A 20804-nucleotide genomic window follows, 5' to 3' on the forward strand; every position below is an offset into this window, starting at 1 on the left:
CACCCCACCGGAAGCCCCCCGCCGGGCCGTTCACGAGACGGCCCGGCGGGCGGGTTCATGATCCAACTGTCACGCCGTCAACGACCGGCCCTGCCGAATCGAGAGGATTAGATGGTCGCCCGTACCACGCCTCAGCAAGACGAGCGGCGCGAGACCGCGCCGGCCGGAGGCGGGCCGCCCCCGCCCGGAAGGGGGCTGCCGTCGCGGGTCGCGGGCCGGATCCCGTTACGGCTGCGCCGCCTGGGCGTGCCCTACCTGATGATCCTCCCGGCGATCCTGCTGGAACTGCTCATCCACGTGGTGCCGATGCTCATCGGCGTCGGGATGAGCTTCCTCAGGCTCACGCAGTTCTTCATCAGGAACTGGTCGGCCGCTCCGTTCGTGGGGCTGTCGAACTACCAGGTCGCGGTCGACTTCGACTCGGCCGTAGGCAAGTCCCTGCTCCACTCGTTCCTCATCACCATCGCCTTCACCGCGCTCGCGGTCGGCTTCTCCTGGCTCTTCGGCACGATGGGGGCGGTGCTCATGCAGGGCGCCTTCCGCGGCCGGGGGCTCCTGCGCACGTTCTTCCTGGTGCCCTACGCCCTGCCCGTCTACGCCGGAGTGATCACCTGGAGCTTCATGTTCCAGCGGGACACCGGGTTCGTCAACCACGTCCTGGTCGACCAGCTCGGCCTCGGCGGCGCCGACCGCCCGTTCTGGCTGATCGGCTCGAACAGCTTCGCGGCGGTGGTGGTGGTCTGCGTGTGGCGGTCCTGGCCGTTCGCGTTCCTGATCCTCATGGCCGGGCTCCAGAACATCGACCGCGACCTGTACGAGGCCTCGGCCATCGACGGCGCCGGATGGTGGCGGCAGCTCCGCTCCATCACATTGCCCATGCTGCGGCCGGTGAACCAGGTGCTGATCCTGGTGCTGTTCCTGTGGACCTTCAACGACTTCAACACTCCATATGTGCTGTTCGGGAAGGCGGCGCCGCAACAGGCGGACCTCATCTCGGTGCACATCTACCAGAGCTCGTTCATCACCTGGAACTTCGGGTCGGGCTCGGCCATGTCCGTCCTGCTGCTGCTGTTCCTCCTCGTGGTGACCGCGGCGTATCTGGCGATCACCTCCCGGAGGAGGAGCAATGCATGAGCCGCGCTGGCTGCCGTGGGCGCGCTGGATCGGGCTCGGATTCCTCGGCCTGTTCACCCTGACCCCGCTGTACGTGATGGCGAGCTCGGCTATCAAGCCGCTGCAGGACGTGCAGAACGGCTTCCGCTGGATCCCCTCGACGATCAGCTTCCGGCCCTTCGCCGACATCTGGAAGACCATCCCGCTGGCTCGCTACTTCGTGAACAGCGTGGTCGTGGCGTCCATCGCGTCCGTGCTGTCGGTGGCGGTGGCGATCTTCGCCGCCTACGCGGTGAGCCGCTACCGCTTCCCCGGCAGGAAGACCTTCACCATCACGGTGCTGTCCACCCAGATGTTCCCCGGCATCCTGTTCCTGCTCCCGCTGTTCATGATCTTCGTGAACCTCGGCAACGCCACCGGCCTGGAGCTGTATGGGACCCGCGCCGGGCTCATCATCACCTACCTGACCTTCTCGCTGCCGTTCTCGATCTGGATGCTGGTCGGCTACTTCGACTCCATCCCGGTGGCGCTGGACGAGGCGGCCAAGGTGGACGGCAACGGGCCGCTCGGGGCGCTGTTCCGCGTGGTCATCCCGGCCGCGATCCCCGGCATCGTCGCGGTCGCCATCTACGCGTTCATGACGGCCTGGGGAGAGGTGCTCTTCGCCTCCGTCATGACCGACGACGCGACCCGCACCCTGGCCGTCGGGCTACGTGGCTACGCCACGGAGAACGACGTCTACTGGAACCAGGTCATGGCGGCGTCCCTGGTGGTCAGCGTGCCGGTCGTGGCCGGCTTCCTGCTCCTCCAGCGCTACCTCGTACAGGGCCTCACCGCGGGGGCGGTGAAGTAAGCCGCGAGCCGCGTCCGCGCGCGCCCGCCCGAGGCGCCCGACCCGCGGACGCGGCTCCCGGAACCTGACGCGCCCGCCCGGAGGCGGCGGGCGCGTGCCGTCAGGCGGAGTCCCTGACCACCAGGGAGGGCTCGAAGATGATCGAGGTCACCGGCTGGTCGGGGTCGTCGACGTGCGCCATCAGCAGCCGTGCCATCTCGGCCGCCATGTCCTCGACGGGGTGGCGGATCGTCGTGAGCGGGGGCCGGCTGGCGGTCGCCGCGCTGCTGTCGTCGAAGCCGACCACGGCCACGTCGTCGGGCACGCGGCACCCGTGGTGGCGCAGCACGGGGAGCGCGCCCTGGGCCATCAGGTCGTTGGCGATGAAGACGCCGTCTATGCCGGGATGCTCGGTCAGCAACCGCTCCATCGCGGCCTCCCCGCTGCCGAGGGTGAAGTTCCCCTCGACGCACGGGATGTACGGATAGCCGTGCGCGGCCATCGCATCGCGGAACCCGGAAAGGCGGTCCTGGCTGGCCGCCACGTCCAGCGGCCCCGAGATGGTCGCCACGCGGCGGCAGCCCCGCGCCACCAGGTGGTCGGCGGCGAGCTTCGCCCCTGTGCGGTGGGCGACGTCCACGTAGCTGATGGGGATCGGCTCGGCCGGCCTCGCGAACAGCACGGCGGGCAGCGCCGCGTCGACCAGCAGGCGGGGGAGCGGGTCGTCCGCCTGGGTGGAGACCAGGACCGCGCCGTCGGCGTTGCCCTGGCGGAGGTAGGCGATGACCTGGGCGCGGGCCTCGGCGGTCTCGGCGAACATCAGGATCGGGTGGATGCCCCGGGGGCGGAGGAAGCCGACGACGCCGCTGGCCACGCGGCCGAAGAACGGGTCGGCGAAGACCTGGCTGTGGAAGGGGTTCTCCCCGCTCTCCTCGCCCGCGCCCGAGACGACCAGGGCGATCGCGCCGGTGCGGCGCGTGACCAGGGAGCGGGCCGCGCGGTTGGGGACGTAGCCGGTGTCGGCGATGGCCCGCCTGACCGTCTCCTGGATCGTGGGATCCACGTTGCGGATGCCGTTGATGACGCGGGAGACCGTGGCGCGGGAGACACCCGCCGCGCGCGCCACGTCCTCCAGGGTGGGGGATGCCGACACAGGCGGGCGACCTTCGCTCATGTGGCTTTTATAGCATGGCGGGAGAGCGCTCTCCAACGCGCTCGCCCGCCCTGGCCTCCTACGTCACGCGAAGAGGGCCATACAAGTCGCCGTCACCGGCTCGTCTCGCCGGTCGCCGTCGTCGTGCTCAATGGTAGATCGCCGGCACTGCGGCCCGCCAGTACGGTGAAGGAACCGGCCTCGGCGGTCCAGGCCCGGTCGTTCGGGGACCAGTGCTGGAGGGCGCGGGCCGCGATCTCGACCTCGGCCTCCACGGTCTGGCCGGGCCCCGCCTCCACGCGCGCGAAGCCGGCGAGCCACAGCGCCGGGCGCCGCACGCCGGTCTCGGGCCTGGCCAGGTAGACCTGCACGACCTCGCCGCCGGCCCGCTCGCCGGTGTTGCGCACCCGCACCCGCACGGGGAACGGGCGGCCGGGCTCGGCGAGTTCCGGCGCGACCACGCTCTCGTACTCCCAGGTGGTGTATCCCAGCCCGTGGCCGAACCAGTACGCCGGGGGAGCCTGCTCGCGCAGCCACGCCCGGTAGCCGATGTCCGGGCCCTCGGCGTACTCCAGCACGCCTTCCACGGGCGTGGTGCCGATGAGCGCCCTGTCGGCCCACGTGGTGGGCAGGCGCCCGCCGGGCTCCGCGTCGCCGAGGAGCACCCGCGCGAGGCCGTCCCCGTACTCCTGGCCGGGGAACCAGCTCAGCAGCACGGCGGGCACCTCCTCGCGCCACGGCATGGCGACCGGGCCGCCGGCGTTGACCACCACGACGGTGTCGGGGTTGGCCGCGAGCACGGCGCGGACCAGGGCGTCCTGCTCGCCGGGCAGGGCGAGGTCCTCGCGGTCGTAGCCCTCGCTCTCGACCTCCTCGGTCGTGCCGACGACCACGACGGCGACGTCCGCCTCCTTGGCCAGCTCGATCGCGGCCGCGAGCTCCTCGGCGTCGCCGCGCCTCGGCGGGTCGGCGGCGAGCACGGAGGCCAGCCCGGTGTCGGGGTCGAGGCGGCGGCGGGCGACCAGCTCGACCTCCCGGCCCGCGGTGAGGTCCAGCGAGGCGTGCCGCCACGGCGGGGTGAGGTGCACGGTGGCAGGGTCGTCGGTGTCGCGCTCGACCTCCTCGTCGATCAGCGTGGTGCCGTCCGCCGCGAGGAACACGTGGCCCCATCCGGAGACGGCGAGGTTCCACACGCCGCCGGCCTGCGGGCAAAGGGTGGCGCGGATCTCGACGGTGGCCGAGGAGTCGACGAGGGCGGGTTCGAGGATGCGCCCGGTGAGCCGGTGCTCGGCGTGCAGCTCTGCCCCGCCGGCGTCCAGCAGCCGTACGAGCACGCCCGGCTCGCCGGTCAGCGGGTTGCGGGCGTTGCCGAGGTCGAGCGGGGTCGGGCGGCTCGGCAGGTGCACGCCGGCCGCGTGGGTGACCTCGGCCCGTCCCGCGAGCGCGTCACGGATGCCGTCCAGGGGCGACAGGGAGGAGACGGGGTAGACGCCCGCGCTGCCCCCGCCCTGCACGCGCGGCGCGGCGGCGCTGGGACCGATCACGGCGACCCTGCGCAGCCGCCCGGCGTCGAGGGGGAGGACCGACCGCTCGTTGCGCAGCAGCACGGTGCCCGCCACGACCGCCTCGCGCAGCAGCGCCCTGCTCACCGCGTCGGTCGGGGTGCCCGGGTGCGGACCCCCGAGCGCGGAGTAGCCGCCCTGCGCGTCCGGGGCCTGCGAGACCGGGAGCTCCGCGAGGGAGGGCGGGTCGTCCGGGGACAGCGCGCCCACGCGGGAGGCCAGGCGCAGCAGGCGGCGGACCTTCTCGTCGACGGCCTCCTCGGGCACCTCGCCCGCGCGTACGGCCGCCACCAGGGCGTCGCCCCACGGCCCGTCCGGGCCCGGCATGGCGAGGTCCTGCGCGGCGCGTCCCGACGCGACGGTGGAGCGCACCGCCCCCCAGTCGGAGATGACCAGGCCGTCGAAGCCCCACTCGCCCTTCAGTGGCTCGGCGAGCAGCGGGTTCTCGCTCATGGTGGCGCCGTTCACGCCGTTGTAGGCGGCCATGACCACCCACACGCCGGCCTCGACGGCGGCCTCGAACGGCGCGAGGTACACCTCGCGCAGAGTGCGCTCGTCCACGCGCGCGTCGAGCGTGAGGCGCTCGGTCTCCGAGTCGTTGGCGACGTAGTGCTTGGCCGTGGCGGCGACCCCGCGCGACTGCACGCCCCGGATGTAGGCGACGCCGATCCGCGCGGTGAGCAGCGGGTCCTCGGAGTAGCACTCGAAGTGCCTGCCGCCGAGCGGCGAGCGGTGCAGGTTGATCGTGGGAGCCAGCAGCACGTCGACCCGCTTGCGGCGGGCCTCGTCGCCCAGCAGCGCGCCGAGCCGCTCCACCAGGTCCTCGTCCCAGCTCGCGGCGAGCCCGGTGGGAGAGGGCAGGGTCAGTGAGGTGCTCCGCTCGTCCCATCCCTGGCCACGAACGCCGATCGGCCCGTCGGAGGTGACGATGGAACGCAGGCCGATGTCCGGCAGGGCGTGGGTCCGCCACGCGGTCGCTCCGGTGAGCAGTCTCACCTTCTGCTCCAGATCCATCTTGCGCACCACGTCATCGAACTGCTCGTCGGTCACTCTGGTTCCTCTCGGGGATTGGAGAGCGCTCTCCCTCCTGGCCATAGATTCACCGTCCGAGGCGAGGATGTCAATGGGGAGCCCGTGACCTCCGTCTTCCGGGCGAAAGGGTTTCCGGCACGTGAGCAGCACGTTTCGTTCCGGTTGCGAATCGGTCTTGACAGTGCTCGATCGATCGGTGCACTCTCCATTCGGAGAGCGCTCTCCCTCTGTTACCCATTGCCAATACGGCAGGCACCCCCCGTATCGAGGAGAGATCGTGCACCCATCCCGCAGCCCAGGCAGGTACCGATTGGGCCTGCTCGTCGCCGTTCTGGTCGCGCTGGTCGCGTCCGGCCTGGCGCTGTCAGGCACCGCCATGGCCGTCGACACCCTGCTTTCGCAGGGGAAGCCGGCGACGGCGTCCTCCTCAGAGGGGGCCGCCTGGAGCCCCTCCGCGGCCGTTGACGGCGACCTCACCGGCACGCGCTGGGCCAGCGCGTTCAGCGACCCGCAGTGGCTCCAGGTCGATCTTGGCGCGTCCGCCTCCATCACGCAGGTCGTGCTGACGTGGGAAACCGCGTACGGCAAGGCGTTCAAGATCCAGGTGTCGCCCGACGGCACGGCGTGGACCGATGTGTACTCGACCACGACGGGCACCGGCGGCACGCAGACGCTCGCCGTCTCGGGCACCGGCCGGTACGTGCGGATGTACGGCACGGTCCGGGGCACGGGCTACGGCTACTCGCTGTGGGAGTTCCAGGTGTACGGCACCATCGGCGGCACCAGCCCCTCGCCGACGCCGACCGTCACCCCGACCCCTCCTCCCGGCAACTGGACCGAAGTCTGGAAGGACGACTTCGACGGGGCCGCGGGCACCTCGCCCTCGGGGGCGAACTGGCTCCTGCGCACCGGCACCCAGTACCCGGGCGGCGCCGCGAACTGGGGGACCGGTGAGGTCGAGACCATGAGCGCCTCCACCGCCAACGTCTCCCTCGACGGCACGGGCAAGCTCGCCATCAAGGCCATCAGGGACGGCGCGGGCAACTGGACGTCCGGACGCGTCGAGACGCAGCGCACGGACTTCACCCCGCAGCCGGGCGAGCAGCTGAGGTTCACCGCGAGCCTCAAGCAGCCCGACGTGGCCAACGCCATGGGCTACTGGCCGGGCTTCCGCGCGACCGGCGCCGCCTACCGGGGCAACTACAACAACTGGCCGGGCGTCGGCGAGACCGACATCATGACCGACGTCAACGGCCGCAGCCAGCTCTCCAACACCCTGCACTGCGGCACGGCCCCCGACGGCGTGTGCGCCGAGTACAACGGCCGCACCAGCGGCCTCGCATCGTGCACCGGCTGCCAGACCGGGTACCACGAGTACACGCAGATCATCGACCGCACCAAGACCGACGAGGAGATCCGCTTCTACCTCGACGGCAAGCAGACCTGGGTCGTCCGCGAGAGCCAGGTCGGGGTCGCCGCCTGGGACGCCGCCGTCCACCACGGCTTCTACCTGCGCTTCGACCTCGCGATCGGCGGCTCGCTGCCCAACGCGATCGCCGGGTCCACCACCCCGACCACGGCAACGACCTCCGGCGGCGTCCTCAGCGTGGACTCCGTGTCCGTCGCAAGGAGCACCGGCACCGTGCCGCCCGCGATGACAGACCCGGCGACCCCCGCGGGCCCGAGCGTGGTCAAGGTGACCGGAACGCAGGGCAACTGGCAGCTCAACGTCAACGGCTCGGCGTACGAGCTCAGGGGCCTGACGTACGGCCCGCCGCAGGCCGCCGCCGACGGCTACATGCGCGACCTGAAGTCCATGGGCGTCAACACCATCCGCACCTGGGGCGTGGACGACGCCAACACGCCGACCCTGCTCAACAGGGCCGCCCAGCAGGGCATCAAGGTCGTCGTCGGGCACTGGCTCAACCAGGGCGCGGACTACGTCAACGACACCGCCTACAAGACCAGCGTCAAGAACGAGATCGTCGCCCGGGTGAACGCCCTCAAGGGGTACCAGGGCGTGCTGATGTGGGACGTCGGCAACGAGGTCATCCTCACCATGCAGGACCACGGCCTCTCCGCGGCCGAGGTCGAGGCGCGGCGCGTCGGGTACGCGAAGTTCGTGAACGAGGTCGCCCAGGCCATCCACGCCGCCGACCCCAACCACCCGGTCACCTCGACCGACGCCTGGACCGGCGCCTGGCCGTACTACAAGACCTACGCTCCGGCGCTCGACCTGCTCGCGGTCAACTCCTACGGCGCGATCGGCGGGGTCAAGCAGGCCTGGATCGACGGCGGCTACACCAAGCCGTACATCATCACCGAGGGCGGTCCGGCGGGTGAGTGGGAGGTGCCGAACGACGTCAACGGCGTCCCCACCGAGCCGACTGACCTGCAGAAGCGCGCCGGGTACACCGCGAGCTGGAACGCGATCAAGGGCCACCCGGGCGTCGCGCTCGGAGCCACCGAGTTCCACTACGGGCTGGAGAACGACTTCGGCGGCGTATGGCTCAACACCTTCACCGGCGGCTGGCGCCGCCTCGGCTACCACGCGCTCAAGCAGGCCTACACCGGCCAGGCGTCGGCCAACACGCCGCCGGAGATCACGTCCATGACGGTGGGCTCGCAGACCAGCGTGCCGGCGGGCGGCCAGTTCACCGTCGGGGTGACGGCGGGCGACCCGAACGGCGACCCGATCCGCTACAACCTCATGGTCAGCAACAAGCACATCAACGGCAACACCGGCTTCTCGCACGTCCGGTTCACCGAGACGTCCCCCGGCCAGTTCTCGGTCACCGCGCCGCAGCAGATGGGCGTCTGGAAGGTCTACGTCTACGCCTTCGACGGCCAGGGCAACGTGGGCATCGAGCAGAAGTCGTTCCGCGTCGTGGCCCCGCCGGTCAACGGCACCAACGTCGCGCTCGGCAAGACGACCACCGCCTCGTCCTACCAGCCGACCGGCGACGGCGGGCCGTTCCTGCCCTCCAAGGCGACCGACGGCAACCTCAGCACGCGGTGGGCGAGCGACTGGAGTGACCCGCAGTGGCTCCAGGTCGACCTCGGGAGCGCTGTGCCGATCAAGCACGTGCAGCTCGCATGGGAGAGCGCCTACGGCAAGTCGTACCAGGTCCAGACCTCCAACGACGGCACCACCTGGGCGAACGCCTACTCCACCACCGCCGGTGACGGCGGCTTCGACGACATCGACCTGAACGTGTCCGCCAGATACGTCCGCCTCAACCTCACCCAGCGCGGCACCGCCTACGGCTACTCCCTCTGGGAGTTCGGCGTGTACCGGTAACCGCTCCGTCCAACGACACCAGCCCCACCCATCCCGGCCCCCGGCCTCACCGCCCGGGGGCCGGCTGTGCTCAGACGCTGCGAAGGACCGAGACCACGATGCCCAGCACCACGGAGCCGTCACCGTCGATGATGTCGTAGGCGGGGTTGCGCGGTTCGAGATAGACGTGCCCGTTGCGCCGGCGATACACCTTCACGGTGGCCTCGCCGTCGATCATCGCGGCGACGATCTGGCCCGAGTGCGCCTCGGGCTGCTGCCGTACCACGACGATGTCGCCGTCGCAGATCGCGGCCTCGATCATCGAATCGCCCCGCACACGCAGACCGAACAGGTTGCCACGCCCGGTGATGCCGCGGGGCAGGGTCAGCATGTCGTCCAGGTGCTGGTCGGCCACGATGGGACTGCCCGCGGCGATGTCTCCGACCACCGGCACGGTCACCAGATCCTCGGCCGGTTCCGGCGCCGAGGCTCGCAGGAACAGACGCACGTCGATCGGCCGGGTCATCGTCGTGCCCCGGCGGAGGAACCCCTTCTCCTCCAGGCTCTTCAGGTGTTTCGACACCGATGACGACGACCGCAGCCCGACCGAGTCGCCGATCTCGCGTGTGCTCGGCGGATACCCGTATCTGCCCACCCAGTCCCGGATCGTGGCCAGGATCCGCTGCTGGCGCCGCGGCAGGGCCGAGAAGTCCAGGTACTCGAACGCGTCAGGATCGTCGTAGGCGGTCACCTGCGAAATGCTAAGGCCGGAACCCGTGTGTGCGGGCGTTGTGCTGATCTGCTCGCGTACAGGGGCCGGTCAGGTCCCTGCCGCGGCCAGGACACCGCCGGCGATTCGTGGGTCGGTGCGGGCGGATCAGGAGCCGTTGACTGCGAGGCCCTTGGCGACGTGGTCCCCGAGGTCCTTGGCGATGTTCCGCCAGTACTCCACCACCCGTACCTTCATGTCCGCGGTGACCTCGGGCGCGGAGGCATGGCCCACAATGTTGGCGACCAGGTGCGCCCTGTCGGTGTCCGAGAGCACCTTCTCCCACAGCGTCCGCGGCTGACCGTAGTCGTCGTCCTCCGGGTGCAGGACGTAGGCGCTGCGGATGATCTCACCGGCCACCGCGTAGGACTCGCCCTTCCACAGCTCCGGGTCGGCCACCGGGCCGCCCATGGAGTTCGGGGCGTACACGGGGTCACCGGAGTTGACGTAGGTCATCGGACCGTCCTTGTTGTACGAGTGGACGGGTGCCTTCGGCCGGTTGACCGGAAGCTGCAGGTAATTCGGGCCGATGCGGTACCGATGCGTGTCCGGGTACGAGAACAGCCTGCCCTGCAGCATCTTGTCCGGGGAGGCGCCGATGCCGGGTACGAGGTTGGCGGGGTCGAACGCCGCCTGCTCGATCTCGGCGAAGTAGTTCTCCGGGTTGCGGTTCAGCGTGAGCTTCCCGATGTCGATCGGCGGGTAGTCGCCGTGCGGCCAGACCTTGGTCAGGTCGAACGGGTTGAACCGGTATTCGGCGGCGTCCTCGAACGGCATGATCTGGATTTGCAGGGTCCACGCCGGATGGTCGCCGCTCGCGATCGCCGTGCGGAGGTCCCGGAGGTGGTGGTCCGGGTCCACCGACTTCATCGCGTCGGCCTCCGCGCCGGTGAAATTCTTGATGCCCTGATCGGTCTTGAAGTGGTACTTCACCCAGAATTTCGCGCCGTCCGCGTTGTACCACAGGAACGTGTGCGAGCCGTAGCCGTTCATGTGCCGCCAGGAGGCGGGAGTACCGCGATCGGACATCAGGAATGTGACTTGGTGCGCCGACTCCGGCGACAGCGTCCAGAAGTCCCACTGCATGTTGTTGTCGCGCAGATGGGTGTCGGCCCGGCGCTTCTGCGAGTGGATGAAATCGGAGAACTTCTGCGGGTCCCGGATGAAGAAGATGGGTGTGTTGTTGCCGACGAGGTCGTAGTTGCCTTGGCCGGTGTAGAGCTTGATGGCGAAACCACGCGGGTCACGCGCGCTGTCGGCGCTGCCCAGCTCGCCGGCCACGGTGCTGAACCGCAGGAGCAGATCGGTCTCGGCGCCCTTCTGGAAGAGCCCGGCCTTGGTGAACTGGCTGACGTCCTCGGTGATCTGGAGGACGCCGTACGCACCGCCGCCCTTGGCGTGCACGACCCGCTCCGGCACGCGTTCCCGGTTGAACTGCGCCATCTTCTGGATGAGGTAGTGGTCCTGCAACAACAGCGGTCCGTTCGGGCCGACGGACTGCGAGAATTCATCGCTCGGCGCCGGGATTCCGGCATTGGTGGTGGTGGTTGGCCTCTCGGTCATCGCGTCTCTCCTCGTTCGGGGTCGCGGGGTGTCCGTTGGCAGTCGGGGCACACGCCCCAGAAGATGACGTCGGCCTCGTCGACCTGGTACCCGGCGTTGTCCACCGGCTCCAGGCAGGGCGCCTGCCCCTTGACGCAGTCGACGTCAGTGATGGCCGCGCAACGCCGGCACACCAGGTGATGATGGTTGTCCCCGACCCGGCGTTCGTAGCGGGCAGGGCTTCCGGCCGGTTCGGTCCGTCGCAGCAGGCCCGCATCCGTCAGTGCGTTGAGGGCCTCGTACACCGCTTGGGTCGACACGGCACCGAGTCGGTCCCGGGCCAGAGCGGCGATCTCCCGCGCTGAGAGATGGGGCCGGGCCCGTACGCTCTCAAGGATGGCCAGCCGGGCTACGGTGACCCGAAGACCCTCGTCCCGCAGCTCCGCGGCGGCTGTAGAGGTCCCCGAGGTTTCGGTCCGCACATATCCAGAGCAGCACGTATAAACGAATAACTCAAGAAAACGAAGTCTTCGTGTTCGTCAAGTCTGCGTTACCTCGGAGGTCGGCCCGCCACCGATCGTCGCGCGTTCGCCGCCGATGCCCTCCGGCAGGTCGCCGCCTTCACGAGCCGAGCCGATGCCTAGGCCGATTTATGGGTATTCGTCCGTCGCGGGAGCTCTTCCGGCAAACTGGGTCAAGCGCACCATGGTCACGGCACCACACGCGACGAGGCGGCAGTGAGCGACGACCTGACCCCACGCGACCGGCCATCCCGTACGAGCGACCGGCCATCCCGTACGAGCGGCCGGTGGCGGGCCGCGACGGACCCGCCCGCGGCCATCCGCCGCCTGTGCGTGGCCGTCGACGTGCAGTCCTACAGCCTCCGCGACAACCGGCGCCAGCTCGGCGTGCAGGCCGGCCTCAAGCGGGTGCTCGACCGCGCGCTGGCTCGTGCCGGGCTCTCCCCGGCGGCGGTGCCCCGCCAGGACCGCGGCGACGGGCAGTTGGTCCTGCTGCCGGCCGGGGTGGACGAGGCCCGTGTCATCGCCCTTCTGTTGCGCGAGGTGGGCGCCGGCCTCGCGGAGATCAACAAGACCCTGGTGCCTGATGACCGCATCCGGCTGCGCCTCGCCCTGGCGCAGGGCATCATCCATGAGGCGGCGACCGGGTACGTGGGCAAGGCGGTGGTGGACGCCTGCCGCCTCGTGGACTCCCGTGACCTGCGCGCCGCCCTCGCCGAGCACGACGACCGGGACCTGGCCGTGGCCGTCACCGACGACCTCTTCCACGACGTGCTGGTCCACGGGTACGCCGGGCTGGCGGCCGGTGACTTCCGCCGGGTGGGCGTCGAGCTGGCGGACAAAGGGTTCTCGGCCTTCGTGTGGGTGGCGGTTCCCGAGATGTCGCGCCTGCTGGAGATCTCGGGCGGCACGCCCCGGCCCCGGCGCGTGAGGATCGCGGCCGTCGTCGGCGTCCCTGCCCTGCTGGCGGTACTGGGCATGGCCGCCTGGCAGATGACCGGTACGACGTCCCCGGCATCTCCCGCCGGGACCGCCCGCACCTCCCCGAACACCCAGGACACGGGCACCCGAGGCAGTGGCGCCCCGGGCACGGATGCCGCGGACCCTGGCGCCCGGGCCTCCGGTACCTCGCCGGCCGCCGTGGGCGGCGGCAGGCCGTTCACCTTCCTGGACCCGGGCTCGGTGCCCACATGCGGCCCGATCTCCGGGGTCGGCTCCGTGCCCGCCGGGTACGACCTGCGCGTCTTCGCCAAGGGCGGTGACCAGTACTTCCTGGCCTGGGCCACCGCCCTGGCCGACGGCACGGCCGGAACCTGGAAGTTGCCGGAGCTGTTCCTCGGGCGGGTCGGCGCCGACGGGCGCCGTGTCAAGCTGTACGCCGTCCTCGTGCCCTCGGCCGAGAGCGCGGAGCTGACCCGGAATTTCGAGGAGAAGTGGGCGTTCTCCTCGATCCCTGGCCGCGTGGTGGCGACCCACACCTTCACCGTGGTCGCCGAACCCTGCTGACCACGAGTTCCCGCTGCTGAACGTGCGCGCGGGCCGGTGAAACCCCCGTGAAACCGCTGTTTCCTACTGTGCTCTGGTGATGACTGCCGGCGCGGGTGGATCCGGCGATGGCCACGGGCGCGTCATCGCCGGACCGGGGGCGGACGCGGTGCGCGCCCGGTGGACATCACGGCCGCCGTCGCCGCGGGGAAGTTCAGGCGGCGGCGGCCACGGGGACGGCACAGCATGGGTAATGTCGCGCCTGGCCGATGATCGGCCGTTTTGCTAACGCGATAGCAGGAGGAACCGCGTGAAGAAGCTTAAGGGGGCACTCTTCGCCCTGGTGGTGGCCGGGCTGCTGGGGGCCGGTGCCACGCCGGCCGCCGCTGTGGCGGTGGACCCCTGCCACAGCCAGCAGTACGGCTGCGACAGCCACTGGATGGACCCCGGCGAGGACTGAGGGTGATCTCAGCCGGGAGCGGGCGGCGACGAGAGCGTGTCGAGCGCCCGGCGGGCCTCGCGGGCGCGCTCGTGCCACAGAGGGAGGCCGATCGCGTCGAACTCCGCCGCCGCCCGCTCCAGCATCGACGCGGCGAGCTGGTGCTCGCCGCGTCCGGCGGCCAGCTTCCCCCCGGCGAGGCGGGCGCGGGCCGCGACGAACGGCTCGCCGATCGTGACGGCCAGCGCCAGGGCGGCGTCCAGGTAGTCGGCGGCGCGGTCGAGCTCCCCGGCCAGCAGCCCGGCCTCGCCCATGCCGAGCAGTCCGTAGGTCTCGCCGATCTTGTCCCCGGCGCCCCGGGAGGCGTCCAGGACCTGCCGGTACGCGGTCTCGGCCTCCGAAGCCCTGCCCTCGCGCAGGTGGAGCAGCCCCAGCCGGTTGAGTATCTGCGCGCTGCCTCGCCCGTCGCCCAGCTCCAGGTAGACGCCGAGCGCCTGCTCCAGCAGCGGGGCCGCCGCCTCCCCGTGGTCGTTCTCGATGTGGATCTGCGCGATGCTGCCCAGCACGTGCGCCTCCGCGTGCCGGTCGCCGACGGCGCGGAGCATGCGCAGCGCCCGCCCGTACTGGCCCAGCGCCGTCTCCGCGTTTCCCTCCACCCGGTCGAGCAGGGCGGCGTTGCGGAGGGCGAGCGCCTGCCCGTGCGGGTCGCCCACGGTCTCGAAGATGGGCAGCGCCGCGGCGAAGTGCGGCCGGGCGGCGGCGTAGCGCTGCCGGAAGATCTCCAGCGTGCCGAGCGAGTACCTCATGGCCGCCTCCCCGCGCAGGTCTCCCGTACGCCTGGCGGTGGCGAGCGCGGTCCTCGCGGTGTGCGACCAGTCGTCGAAATGGCCCTGCGACTCGAACAGCGTGACCGTGGACATCGCGAGGTCCCAGCAGATCTCGCTGAGCCCGAGCCCGGCGGCCTGCTCGACGGCCGCGACCAGGCCGGGCCGCTCGCTGCGCAGCCATCCCGCCGGATCCGCCAGCAGGCGGACGGTGGTGGGCTCCTCCAGGTGCCACCGGGCGCCGCCGCCGTGCAGCACGGTGTAGTCGCCGCCGTACTGCGACCGGTGCGCGCGCTCGGCGAGGGCCAGGTACGCGCCCGCCAGCCTGGCCAGCGCGGCGTCGCCCGCGTCCGGGGCCTCGTCGGCGGCGGCCCGCTCCCTGGCGTGCAGCCGCACCAGGTCGTGGATCCTGTAGCGGGGCTCGCCGATGCCGTCGGTGCCCGCGTACTCCACCAGTTGCGCTTCGACCAGGCTTTCGAGCACGTCCTCGGCCGCACGCGAACCGGTGCCGAGGAGCGCGGCGGCGACCCAGGCGGCGAAGTCCGGGGTCTCCACCAGCCCGAGCCTGCGGAACAGCGACCGGCCAGGGTCGGTCAGCCCGGAGTACCCGAGCGCGAGGCCCGCGCGGACCGACAGGGTGCCGTGGGTCAGCTCGTCCAGCCGGTCGTGCTCGGCCTCCAGCCGGGAGATGAGCCGCGCCACCGTCCAGTGCGGCCGGGCCGCCAGCCGCGCCCCGGCGATGCGCAGGGCCAGCGGCAGCCGGTCGCACAGCTCGGCCAGCTCGCGCGCGGCCGGGCCGCCCTCGCGGAGCTCGGCGCGTCCGGTGATCCTGCTCAGCAGGTCGATCGCGTCGCCGGTGCCGAGCACGCCGAGCGCGACCAGGTTTGCGGCGGGAAGCGCGGTGAGCCTGCCGCGACTGGTGATCAGGACGGCGCAGCCCGCGCCGGCGGGGATGAGCGGTTCCACCTGGGCCTCGTCGGCGGCGTCGTCCAGCACGACCAGCACGCGCCGGTCGGACAGCAGATCGCGGAAGACCTCGGCACGCTCGTCCAGGCCGTCCGGTACGTGCGTCCCGGCCACGCCGAGCGCGCGCAGGAAGCGGCCGAGCGCCTCCCGGGGTTCGACCCGGCCGGTTCCCGCGCCGCGCAGGTTCACGAAGAGCTGGCCGTCGGGAAACCGTTCCCGGGCGAGCTGGGCCGCCTGCACGGCGACCGCCGTCTTGCCCACGCCCGGCATGCCCGACACGACGCACACCACGGGCGGGCCGTGCAGCAGGACCATGATCCGGCGCAGCTCCGCGTCCCGTCCGGTGAGGTCCCCGGTCGGAGCGGGAAGCAGGGCGGGGGCGAGGTCCCCTGCCGGTGCCGGAGGCGGGGCGGCGGCCGGTCCCGGCCCGGCCGGCTGGAGAGGCGCGAGCGTGATGTCCGCGTCGCCGCGCAGGATGGCGCCCTCCAGCTCCCGCAGCAGGGGACCGGGTTCCACCCCCAGCTCCTCGGCGAGGACGGCGCGGGTGCGCCGGTACACGCCGAGCGCGTCGGCGCGCCGGCCCGCGCGGTGCATCGCGACCATGAGGCGCGCGGCGGACGACTCGGCCAGCGGGTCCTCGGCGAGCAGCGCGACCAGTTCGGGGATCACCTGGGCGTGCCGCCCGAGTGCCATCTCGGCGTCGATGCGGTCGGTCAGCACGCGCCTGCGTTCCTGCTCCAGGTCGGCGGCGGCCTCGGCGAGCTGCGGCACGTCGTGCAGGCCGGGGTAGGCGGTGCCACCTCCCCAGAGGGCCAGCGCCTCGTGGAGCAGGGCGGCGGCCATCTCGGGGTCGCCCTGGCCGAGCGCGCGGCGGCCCCGTTCGGCGAGGTCCGTGAAGTGCCAGGCGTCCACCTCGGCCCGCTGCGCGAGCAGCGCGTACCCGGAGCGGTCGTGCCGGATCCGGTCGGCGCTGCCCAGCGACCTGCGCAGCCGGTGCACGAGCACCTGGAGGTTCTTGCCTGGGCGTGCGGCCAGGCGCTCACCCCACAGCGCGTCGGTCAGCGTGTCGGCGGGCACCGTACGGCCGCGCCAGCAGATCAGGAGCCCCAGCAGCTGTTCCTGGCGCCGTGACGCCAGCCGCACCGGGCCGGTGTCACCGAGGACGGCCACGTCACCGATGACCCGGAACTTCACGGAATCTTCCGGTTGGTTCGCGGACTCAACCTGTGGCACCTCTTGCAGATGTTGGGCGCACTCTGTGGTGTTGGCGGACGAGAGTATCGATGTCTGGATGATAACGATCAACGGTGCCCGGTACCGCCCAAAAGGGTGGTTCCGGGCACCGTTGATCGTGGAGCCGTTCGAGAAGGGGGAGTCGTCCTAGAAGACGGGCACGCCGTCGCGGACGAGCTTCCAGTTGGGGTCGGCGAAGGTGGCGGGGTCGATGGTGCCGGACGCGGTCGCGGCGTCGATCAGCGCCTGCCGGATCTCGACCTGGGCGTTGTAGACCACCGGGGCGGTCGTGACGTGCGGGAAGCCGCCGCCGCCCGACTGCCGGTAGTTGTTGATCGCCACGACGAACTGCTGGCCCGCGGCCACCGGCGCGCCCTTGTAGGACAGGTTGACGATGCGCTGGCCGACCGGCTTGGAGATGTCGATGTCGTAGGAGACACCCGAGAGCTGGTCGTAGTTGTAGTCGGGGGTGCCGCTCGCGTTGGTCAGGGTGCCGAGGTCGACCGGCGCGCCGGGGGCCACCTGGGCGAAGTACCTGGCGGAGTACTCCAGGTAGTCCTTGATCTGCGTTCCGGTCAGCTTCACGCCGAGCAGCGTGTTGTCGTAGACGTACAGGCCGGCCATGTCACGGACGCTCACCGGGCCCGCCGGGAAGACGGCCGTGCGGCTGAAGGGCGCGGCGATCGACAGCACCGGCAGCGAGGCGTCGGCCGTGCCCGCGACGGCCTTGGTGACCAGGTCGGTCTGCACCTTCTGGATGTAGTCCAGGATCGCGGTGTCCTTGTACGGCGACTCCGCGGCGGAGAGCTGCTCCTTGGACTGGGCGATCACCTGGTTGACGTACCCGACGGTCTTGTCGTGCTGGCCCTTCATCAGGGCGACGATCTTCGGGTCCTCGGCGACGGTGTTGGTGTTGATCGTGGCCGAGGACTTGGTGGTCACGGCCCACTGGCCCCGCTCCTTGGCGAGGGTGAAGTCGACCACCGACAGGCGCTGGCCGTACTTGCTGGGCTCGGTCAGGAGCACCTGCTTGCCGGTCGCCTTGTTGGTGACGAACTTCTGCGGCACGTCGTTGTGGGCGTGGCCGAACAGCACGGCGTCGATCCCGGGGACCTGCTCGGCGACCAGCCCGGCGGCGTTCTCGATCGGGAGGTCGGTGCCGTAGGACGACATGCCGTTGTCGCCCGCGTGCGCGGTGACCAGGACGACGTCGGCGCCGAGGCCGCGGATGACCGGCACCCACTTCTTCGCGGAGGCGACCAGGTCCAGGAACTTCAGCTTGCCCTCGACGTTGGCCTTGTCCCAGATCGCGATGCCGGGGTTCGTCAGGCCGAGCACGCCCACCTTGACGGGCTTGTCGCCCTTGACGTTCATCGTCTTGATGATGAACGGCAGGTACGCCGGGAGGCCGGTCTTGGCGGAGACCGCGTTGGCGCCGAGCACGGGGGCCTTCATCTGCTTGACCCACTTGGCCAGCAGGGGCAGCCCGTAGTTGAACTCGTGGTTGCCGAGCGTCACGGCGTCGTACCCGATGGCGTTCATGGCCTTGGCCATCGGGTGCGTCTGGCCGGTCTCGGTGATCGGCTCGACCTTGGCGTAGTAGTAGTCGAGCGGGGTGCCCTGGATGGTGTCGCCGGAGTCGAACAGCAGCGTGTGGTCGGCGCCGCGGTCCTTGCGGATCTGGTTGACCAGGGTGGAGACCTTCGCGAGGCCCACGTCGTTGTGCGCGCTGTCGTCGAACTCCGCGTTCTTGAAGTAGTCCCAGTTCAGGGCGTTGCCGTGAATGTCGGAACTGGCCATCACGGTGATCTTCACCGAGTGGTCGGGTGTCGCGGAGGCGGGTGCTGCGGGCGCGGTAAGGCCAAGGGCCACGACGACGGTGGCACCGGCGGCGAGGGCCCGCCCGATTCTGGAACTCATGGCGGGGACCTTAGTCAGGGAAAGTTACTTAACGGTCACGAGTTCCTTATGGGACAAATCCCCGCAGTGAACAACCGGTGCGGAGCCCCTCCGAACATGACGACCAAGGACGGTGAGGCCCACGGCCGACAACGCACTCGACACGAAGCGTTTTCATCCCTCTTGCCGCGGTCGTCGGTAGCTGATCCGGTGACGCCGCGCTGCAAGTGATCGCGCAGAAGAATGCAAGTAGGGACAAGTAGCTTGCTCGGCATGAGAAAACGATCTTCTGTCCTCGCCGTCCTGGCCTCCGCGGCCGTACTCGCCGCTCCCGCCGCGGCCTCGGCCGCATCGGGGCCTTCGGCGGCGGGGGCTTCCTCCAGCTCGCCGGCCTCGGCAACCAAGACCTTCTACTTCCAGGGTATGAACCTGAAGATCCCCGCCGGCTGGAAGGTGCACCGTAACGGGAACAGCGTCGTGGTGGTGACCGGAAAGTGCAAGAAGCCAGAGCCCTTCGCCCCGAACTGCCAGGGGTTCTGGGTGTTCGGCGCAAAGGCGATCACCAAAGTCCCGGTCGGGGGCGGTTTCATCACGTACACGGGCAAGGAGCAGTTCTATCCCTTCAGCGGCATAGTGCCCTGCCCGTTCAACGCCAAGACCAGTTGGTACCCCGGTGAGAAGGCCACGTCGACAGGTCTGCGCCAGGTCGGACTCGGCCACAAGGCGAAGTACACCGCCTGGCCCAATCAGTGCGTGACGAACAACGGTGGCCGGCGGACGGCGAGCTTCACCCAGCAGGAGTGGTTCCTGCCCACGTCGAAGATTCTGGTGGTGGACGTCTGGAACACGCCGGGGCTGTCGAACGTGCTCAAGCGCGCCACCTGGAGCTGACCGTCGATCGCGTGCCGGACCAAGGCGTCCGGCACGCTCAGTTCGCCGGTTACCTTTGCCGGAGCAGCCAGAGCATGTAGGCGGCGATGGAGGACGAGTCGGTGATCGAACCGCCGAGAATCATCTGCTCGAACTCCGTGCGGTGTACCCAGCGCTGGCGCATGTCCTGCTCGGTGTGCTCGCGGTCGGCCTGCCCCTCGGTGAGCCCGGTGGCCAGGTACACGTGAAGCCCCTGATCGGTCATCCCGTGGGCGTTGTCCATACGGCCCAGAAGGCGCAGCCCCGCGGCACGGAGGCCGGTCTCCTCCGCCAGTTCACGCCGGGCCTCGTCTTCGCGGGTGTCGGCCTCCGCCGAACCTTGCGGGAAGCTCCATGAGCGGCGGCCGATCGGATAACGGTATTCCTCCACGATGTGAAAGCCGTCGTCCTCTTCGGGAATGACCAGGACGAAGTCGGGCCTGACCACGTACCCGTACACGCCTGGCGAGCCATCAGGATGCTCGATCCTGTCCTCTCGTACCTGCATCCACGCGTTGCTGTAGACCACGTGGGAGGAGACCTGCCGGATCACTGGCTGCGCTTCGGTCATGATGCCGCATGGTACCCAGACTTCACCGCCCGCTACAGCGAGAGATCCGGCCACAACGGAGATCATCCTGGTAGTAGCTCTTATTAATTGTCGTTGTACGGGTGATTCGTCGATAGGCTGTGGCTCCCTTTCTGTGGTTTGACCCCGTCAGGAGGTCGTGGGGACGGGAGGAATCGAACCCTCGGGATCATCGGCCGGAATTGGTGGCCTTTGTTCGTTCCCAGGGATTGGTGAGGGCGAAAGACCATCGTGGTCACCCCCGCGCTTGTATTTCACCTGGAACCAAATGGTTCGCCCGGCCGGGTGGTCGTGGACGTCCCAGCGATGCGAGAGCATTTCGACCAGCATGAGACCTCGTCCGCCTTCGGCGAGAAGGTCTCCACCGACATGCGGAGCGGTGTCACCACCGGCGTCCACCACGTCGACGTGTATGAGGTCATGACAGTCGGCGATGGCGAGCGTCACCCGCCCGCCGTTTCGCGAGTTGGAATGAACCACGGCATTCGTGACGACCTCGGAAACCAGTAGCGTCACGTCGTCCAGAGCCGGATGAGCGTTCCCGAGTTTCTTTCTCACGTAGTCACGGGCCTGTGAGACCGACTCGGGAGAACCGACCAGATCGGTAACGCCCAGCAGGCTTCCTATCCTCATGTGCTCGCCTTTTCGCCTCGCCG

The 20804-nt window shown here is 70.2% G+C and carries 15 protein-coding genes; 6 read left to right on the forward strand and 9 right to left on the reverse strand.

Annotated features, from left to right (window positions below; all coding sequences use genetic code 11):
* Positions 1 to 111 precede the first annotated feature (111 nt).
* Together OG589_RS07270 and OG589_RS07275 are read left to right on the forward strand one after the other, a co-directional pair.
* Positions 112 to 1134 carry a carbohydrate ABC transporter permease gene (locus OG589_RS07270; protein WP_405147315.1) on the forward strand — a complete coding sequence of 341 codons (1023 nt, stop codon included), beginning with the start codon at positions 112 to 114 and terminating at the stop codon, positions 1132 to 1134.
* Complete coding sequence (locus OG589_RS07275; RefSeq protein WP_405147317.1) at positions 1127 to 1966, forward strand: carbohydrate ABC transporter permease; 840 nt, start codon at positions 1127 to 1129, stop codon at positions 1964 to 1966. The genes OG589_RS07270 and OG589_RS07275 overlap by 8 nt, the downstream gene beginning before the upstream one ends.
* A gap of 100 nt (positions 1967 to 2066) precedes the next feature.
* Here OG589_RS07275 and OG589_RS07280 read toward each other — a convergent pair whose 3' ends face one another.
* Together OG589_RS07280 and OG589_RS07285 are read right to left on the reverse strand one after the other, a co-directional pair.
* Entirely contained in the window at positions 2067 to 3119 is a 1053-nt protein-coding gene (locus OG589_RS07280) for a LacI family DNA-binding transcriptional regulator (RefSeq protein WP_405147318.1), read from the reverse strand.
* A 92-nt stretch (positions 3120 to 3211) separates the two neighbouring features.
* On the reverse strand, positions 3212 to 5710 hold the full coding sequence (locus tag OG589_RS07285) for a glycoside hydrolase family 3 C-terminal domain-containing protein (protein ID WP_405147320.1): 2499 nt from the start codon (positions 5708 to 5710) through the stop codon (positions 3212 to 3214).
* Positions 5711 to 5969: 259 nt separating this feature from the next.
* Between OG589_RS07285 and OG589_RS07290 the strand changes: the two genes are divergently transcribed.
* Complete coding sequence (locus OG589_RS07290) at positions 5970 to 8993, forward strand: discoidin domain-containing protein (protein WP_405147321.1); 3024 nt, start codon at positions 5970 to 5972, stop codon at positions 8991 to 8993.
* Between the two features lie 70 nt (positions 8994 to 9063).
* On the opposite strand, the gene lexA is transcribed toward OG589_RS07290, so the two are convergent.
* The 3 genes from lexA to OG589_RS07305 form a co-directional block, all read right to left on the reverse strand.
* Positions 9064 to 9723, reverse strand: coding sequence for a transcriptional repressor LexA (gene lexA / locus OG589_RS07295; protein WP_405147322.1), 660 nt, complete (start codon positions 9721 to 9723; stop codon positions 9064 to 9066).
* Between the two features lie 126 nt (positions 9724 to 9849).
* The gene (locus OG589_RS07300; RefSeq protein WP_405147324.1) at positions 9850 to 11304 is read right to left on the reverse strand and encodes a catalase; all 1455 of its coding nucleotides are present in this window, start codon (positions 11302 to 11304) and stop codon (positions 9850 to 9852) included.
* Positions 11301 to 11765 (reverse strand): Fur family transcriptional regulator, encoded by a 465-nt coding sequence (locus tag OG589_RS07305; protein WP_405147325.1) that lies wholly within the window; start codon positions 11763 to 11765, stop codon positions 11301 to 11303. The genes OG589_RS07300 and OG589_RS07305 overlap by 4 nt, the downstream gene beginning before the upstream one ends.
* Positions 11766 to 12020: 255 nt before the next feature.
* Here OG589_RS07305 and OG589_RS07310 point away from each other — a divergent pair, with 255 nt between their 5' ends.
* Both OG589_RS07310 and OG589_RS07315 read left to right on the forward strand, forming a co-directional pair.
* Positions 12021 to 13310, forward strand: coding sequence for a hypothetical protein (locus tag OG589_RS07310; protein ID WP_405147327.1), 1290 nt, complete (start codon positions 12021 to 12023; stop codon positions 13308 to 13310).
* A 289-nt stretch (positions 13311 to 13599) separates the two neighbouring features.
* Complete coding sequence (locus OG589_RS07315) at positions 13600 to 13749, forward strand: hypothetical protein (RefSeq protein ID WP_405147329.1); 150 nt, start codon at positions 13600 to 13602, stop codon at positions 13747 to 13749.
* An 8-nt stretch (positions 13750 to 13757) separates the two neighbouring features.
* Here OG589_RS07315 and OG589_RS07320 read toward each other — a convergent pair whose 3' ends face one another.
* The gene (locus tag OG589_RS07320) at positions 13758 to 16712 is read right to left on the reverse strand and encodes an AfsR/SARP family transcriptional regulator (protein ID WP_405147331.1); all 2955 of its coding nucleotides are present in this window, start codon (positions 16710 to 16712) and stop codon (positions 13758 to 13760) included.
* 186 nt (positions 16713 to 16898) lie between these two features.
* Positions 16899 to 18671 (reverse strand): bifunctional metallophosphatase/5'-nucleotidase, encoded by a 1773-nt coding sequence (locus OG589_RS07325; RefSeq protein WP_405147333.1) that lies wholly within the window; start codon positions 18669 to 18671, stop codon positions 16899 to 16901.
* Positions 18672 to 18923: 252 nt separating this feature from the next.
* Between OG589_RS07325 and OG589_RS07330 the strand changes: the two genes are divergently transcribed.
* The gene (locus tag OG589_RS07330; protein WP_405147335.1) at positions 18924 to 19541 is read left to right on the forward strand and encodes a hypothetical protein; all 618 of its coding nucleotides are present in this window, start codon (positions 18924 to 18926) and stop codon (positions 19539 to 19541) included.
* A gap of 49 nt (positions 19542 to 19590) precedes the next feature.
* On the opposite strand, the gene OG589_RS07335 is transcribed toward OG589_RS07330, so the two are convergent.
* Together OG589_RS07335 and OG589_RS07340 are read right to left on the reverse strand one after the other, a co-directional pair.
* Positions 19591 to 20130, reverse strand: a complete 540-nt coding sequence (locus tag OG589_RS07335; protein WP_405147337.1) for an NUDIX domain-containing protein — start codon at positions 20128 to 20130, stop codon at positions 19591 to 19593.
* Between the two features lie 147 nt (positions 20131 to 20277).
* Positions 20278 to 20781 carry an ATP-binding protein gene (locus OG589_RS07340; protein ID WP_405147339.1) on the reverse strand — a complete coding sequence of 168 codons (504 nt, stop codon included), beginning with the start codon at positions 20779 to 20781 and terminating at the stop codon, positions 20278 to 20280.
* Positions 20782 to 20804: the final 23 nt, after the last annotated feature.

The organism is Sphaerisporangium sp. NBC_01403, from assembly GCF_045040145.1.
GTDB lineage: Bacteria > Actinomycetota > Actinomycetes > Streptosporangiales > Streptosporangiaceae > Sphaerisporangium > Sphaerisporangium viridialbum.

Excerpts from the sequence above, each read along its gene's own strand:
- OG589_RS07335 (WP_405147337.1), bottom strand. The coding sequence starts at position 20,130 with ATGACCGAAGCGCAGCCAGTGATCCGGCAGGTCTCCTCCCACGTGGTC.
- OG589_RS07280 (WP_405147318.1), bottom strand. The coding sequence starts at position 3,119 with ATGAGCGAAGGTCGCCCGCCTGTGTCGGCATCCCCCACCCTGGAGGAC.
- OG589_RS07325 (WP_405147333.1), bottom strand. The coding sequence starts at position 18,671 with ATGAGTTCCAGAATCGGGCGGGCCCTCGCCGCCGGTGCCACCGTCGTC.
- OG589_RS07340 (WP_405147339.1), bottom strand. The coding sequence starts at position 20,781 with ATGAGGATAGGAAGCCTGCTGGGCGTTACCGATCTGGTCGGTTCTCCC.
- OG589_RS07330 (WP_405147335.1), top strand. The coding sequence starts at position 18,924 with ATGAGAAAACGATCTTCTGTCCTCGCCGTCCTGGCCTCCGCGGCCGTA.
- OG589_RS07300 (WP_405147324.1), bottom strand. The coding sequence starts at position 11,304 with ATGACCGAGAGGCCAACCACCACCACCAATGCCGGAATCCCGGCGCCG.
- OG589_RS07270 (WP_405147315.1), top strand. The coding sequence starts at position 112 with ATGGTCGCCCGTACCACGCCTCAGCAAGACGAGCGGCGCGAGACCGCG.
- OG589_RS07275 (WP_405147317.1), top strand. The coding sequence starts at position 1,127 with ATGCATGAGCCGCGCTGGCTGCCGTGGGCGCGCTGGATCGGGCTCGGA.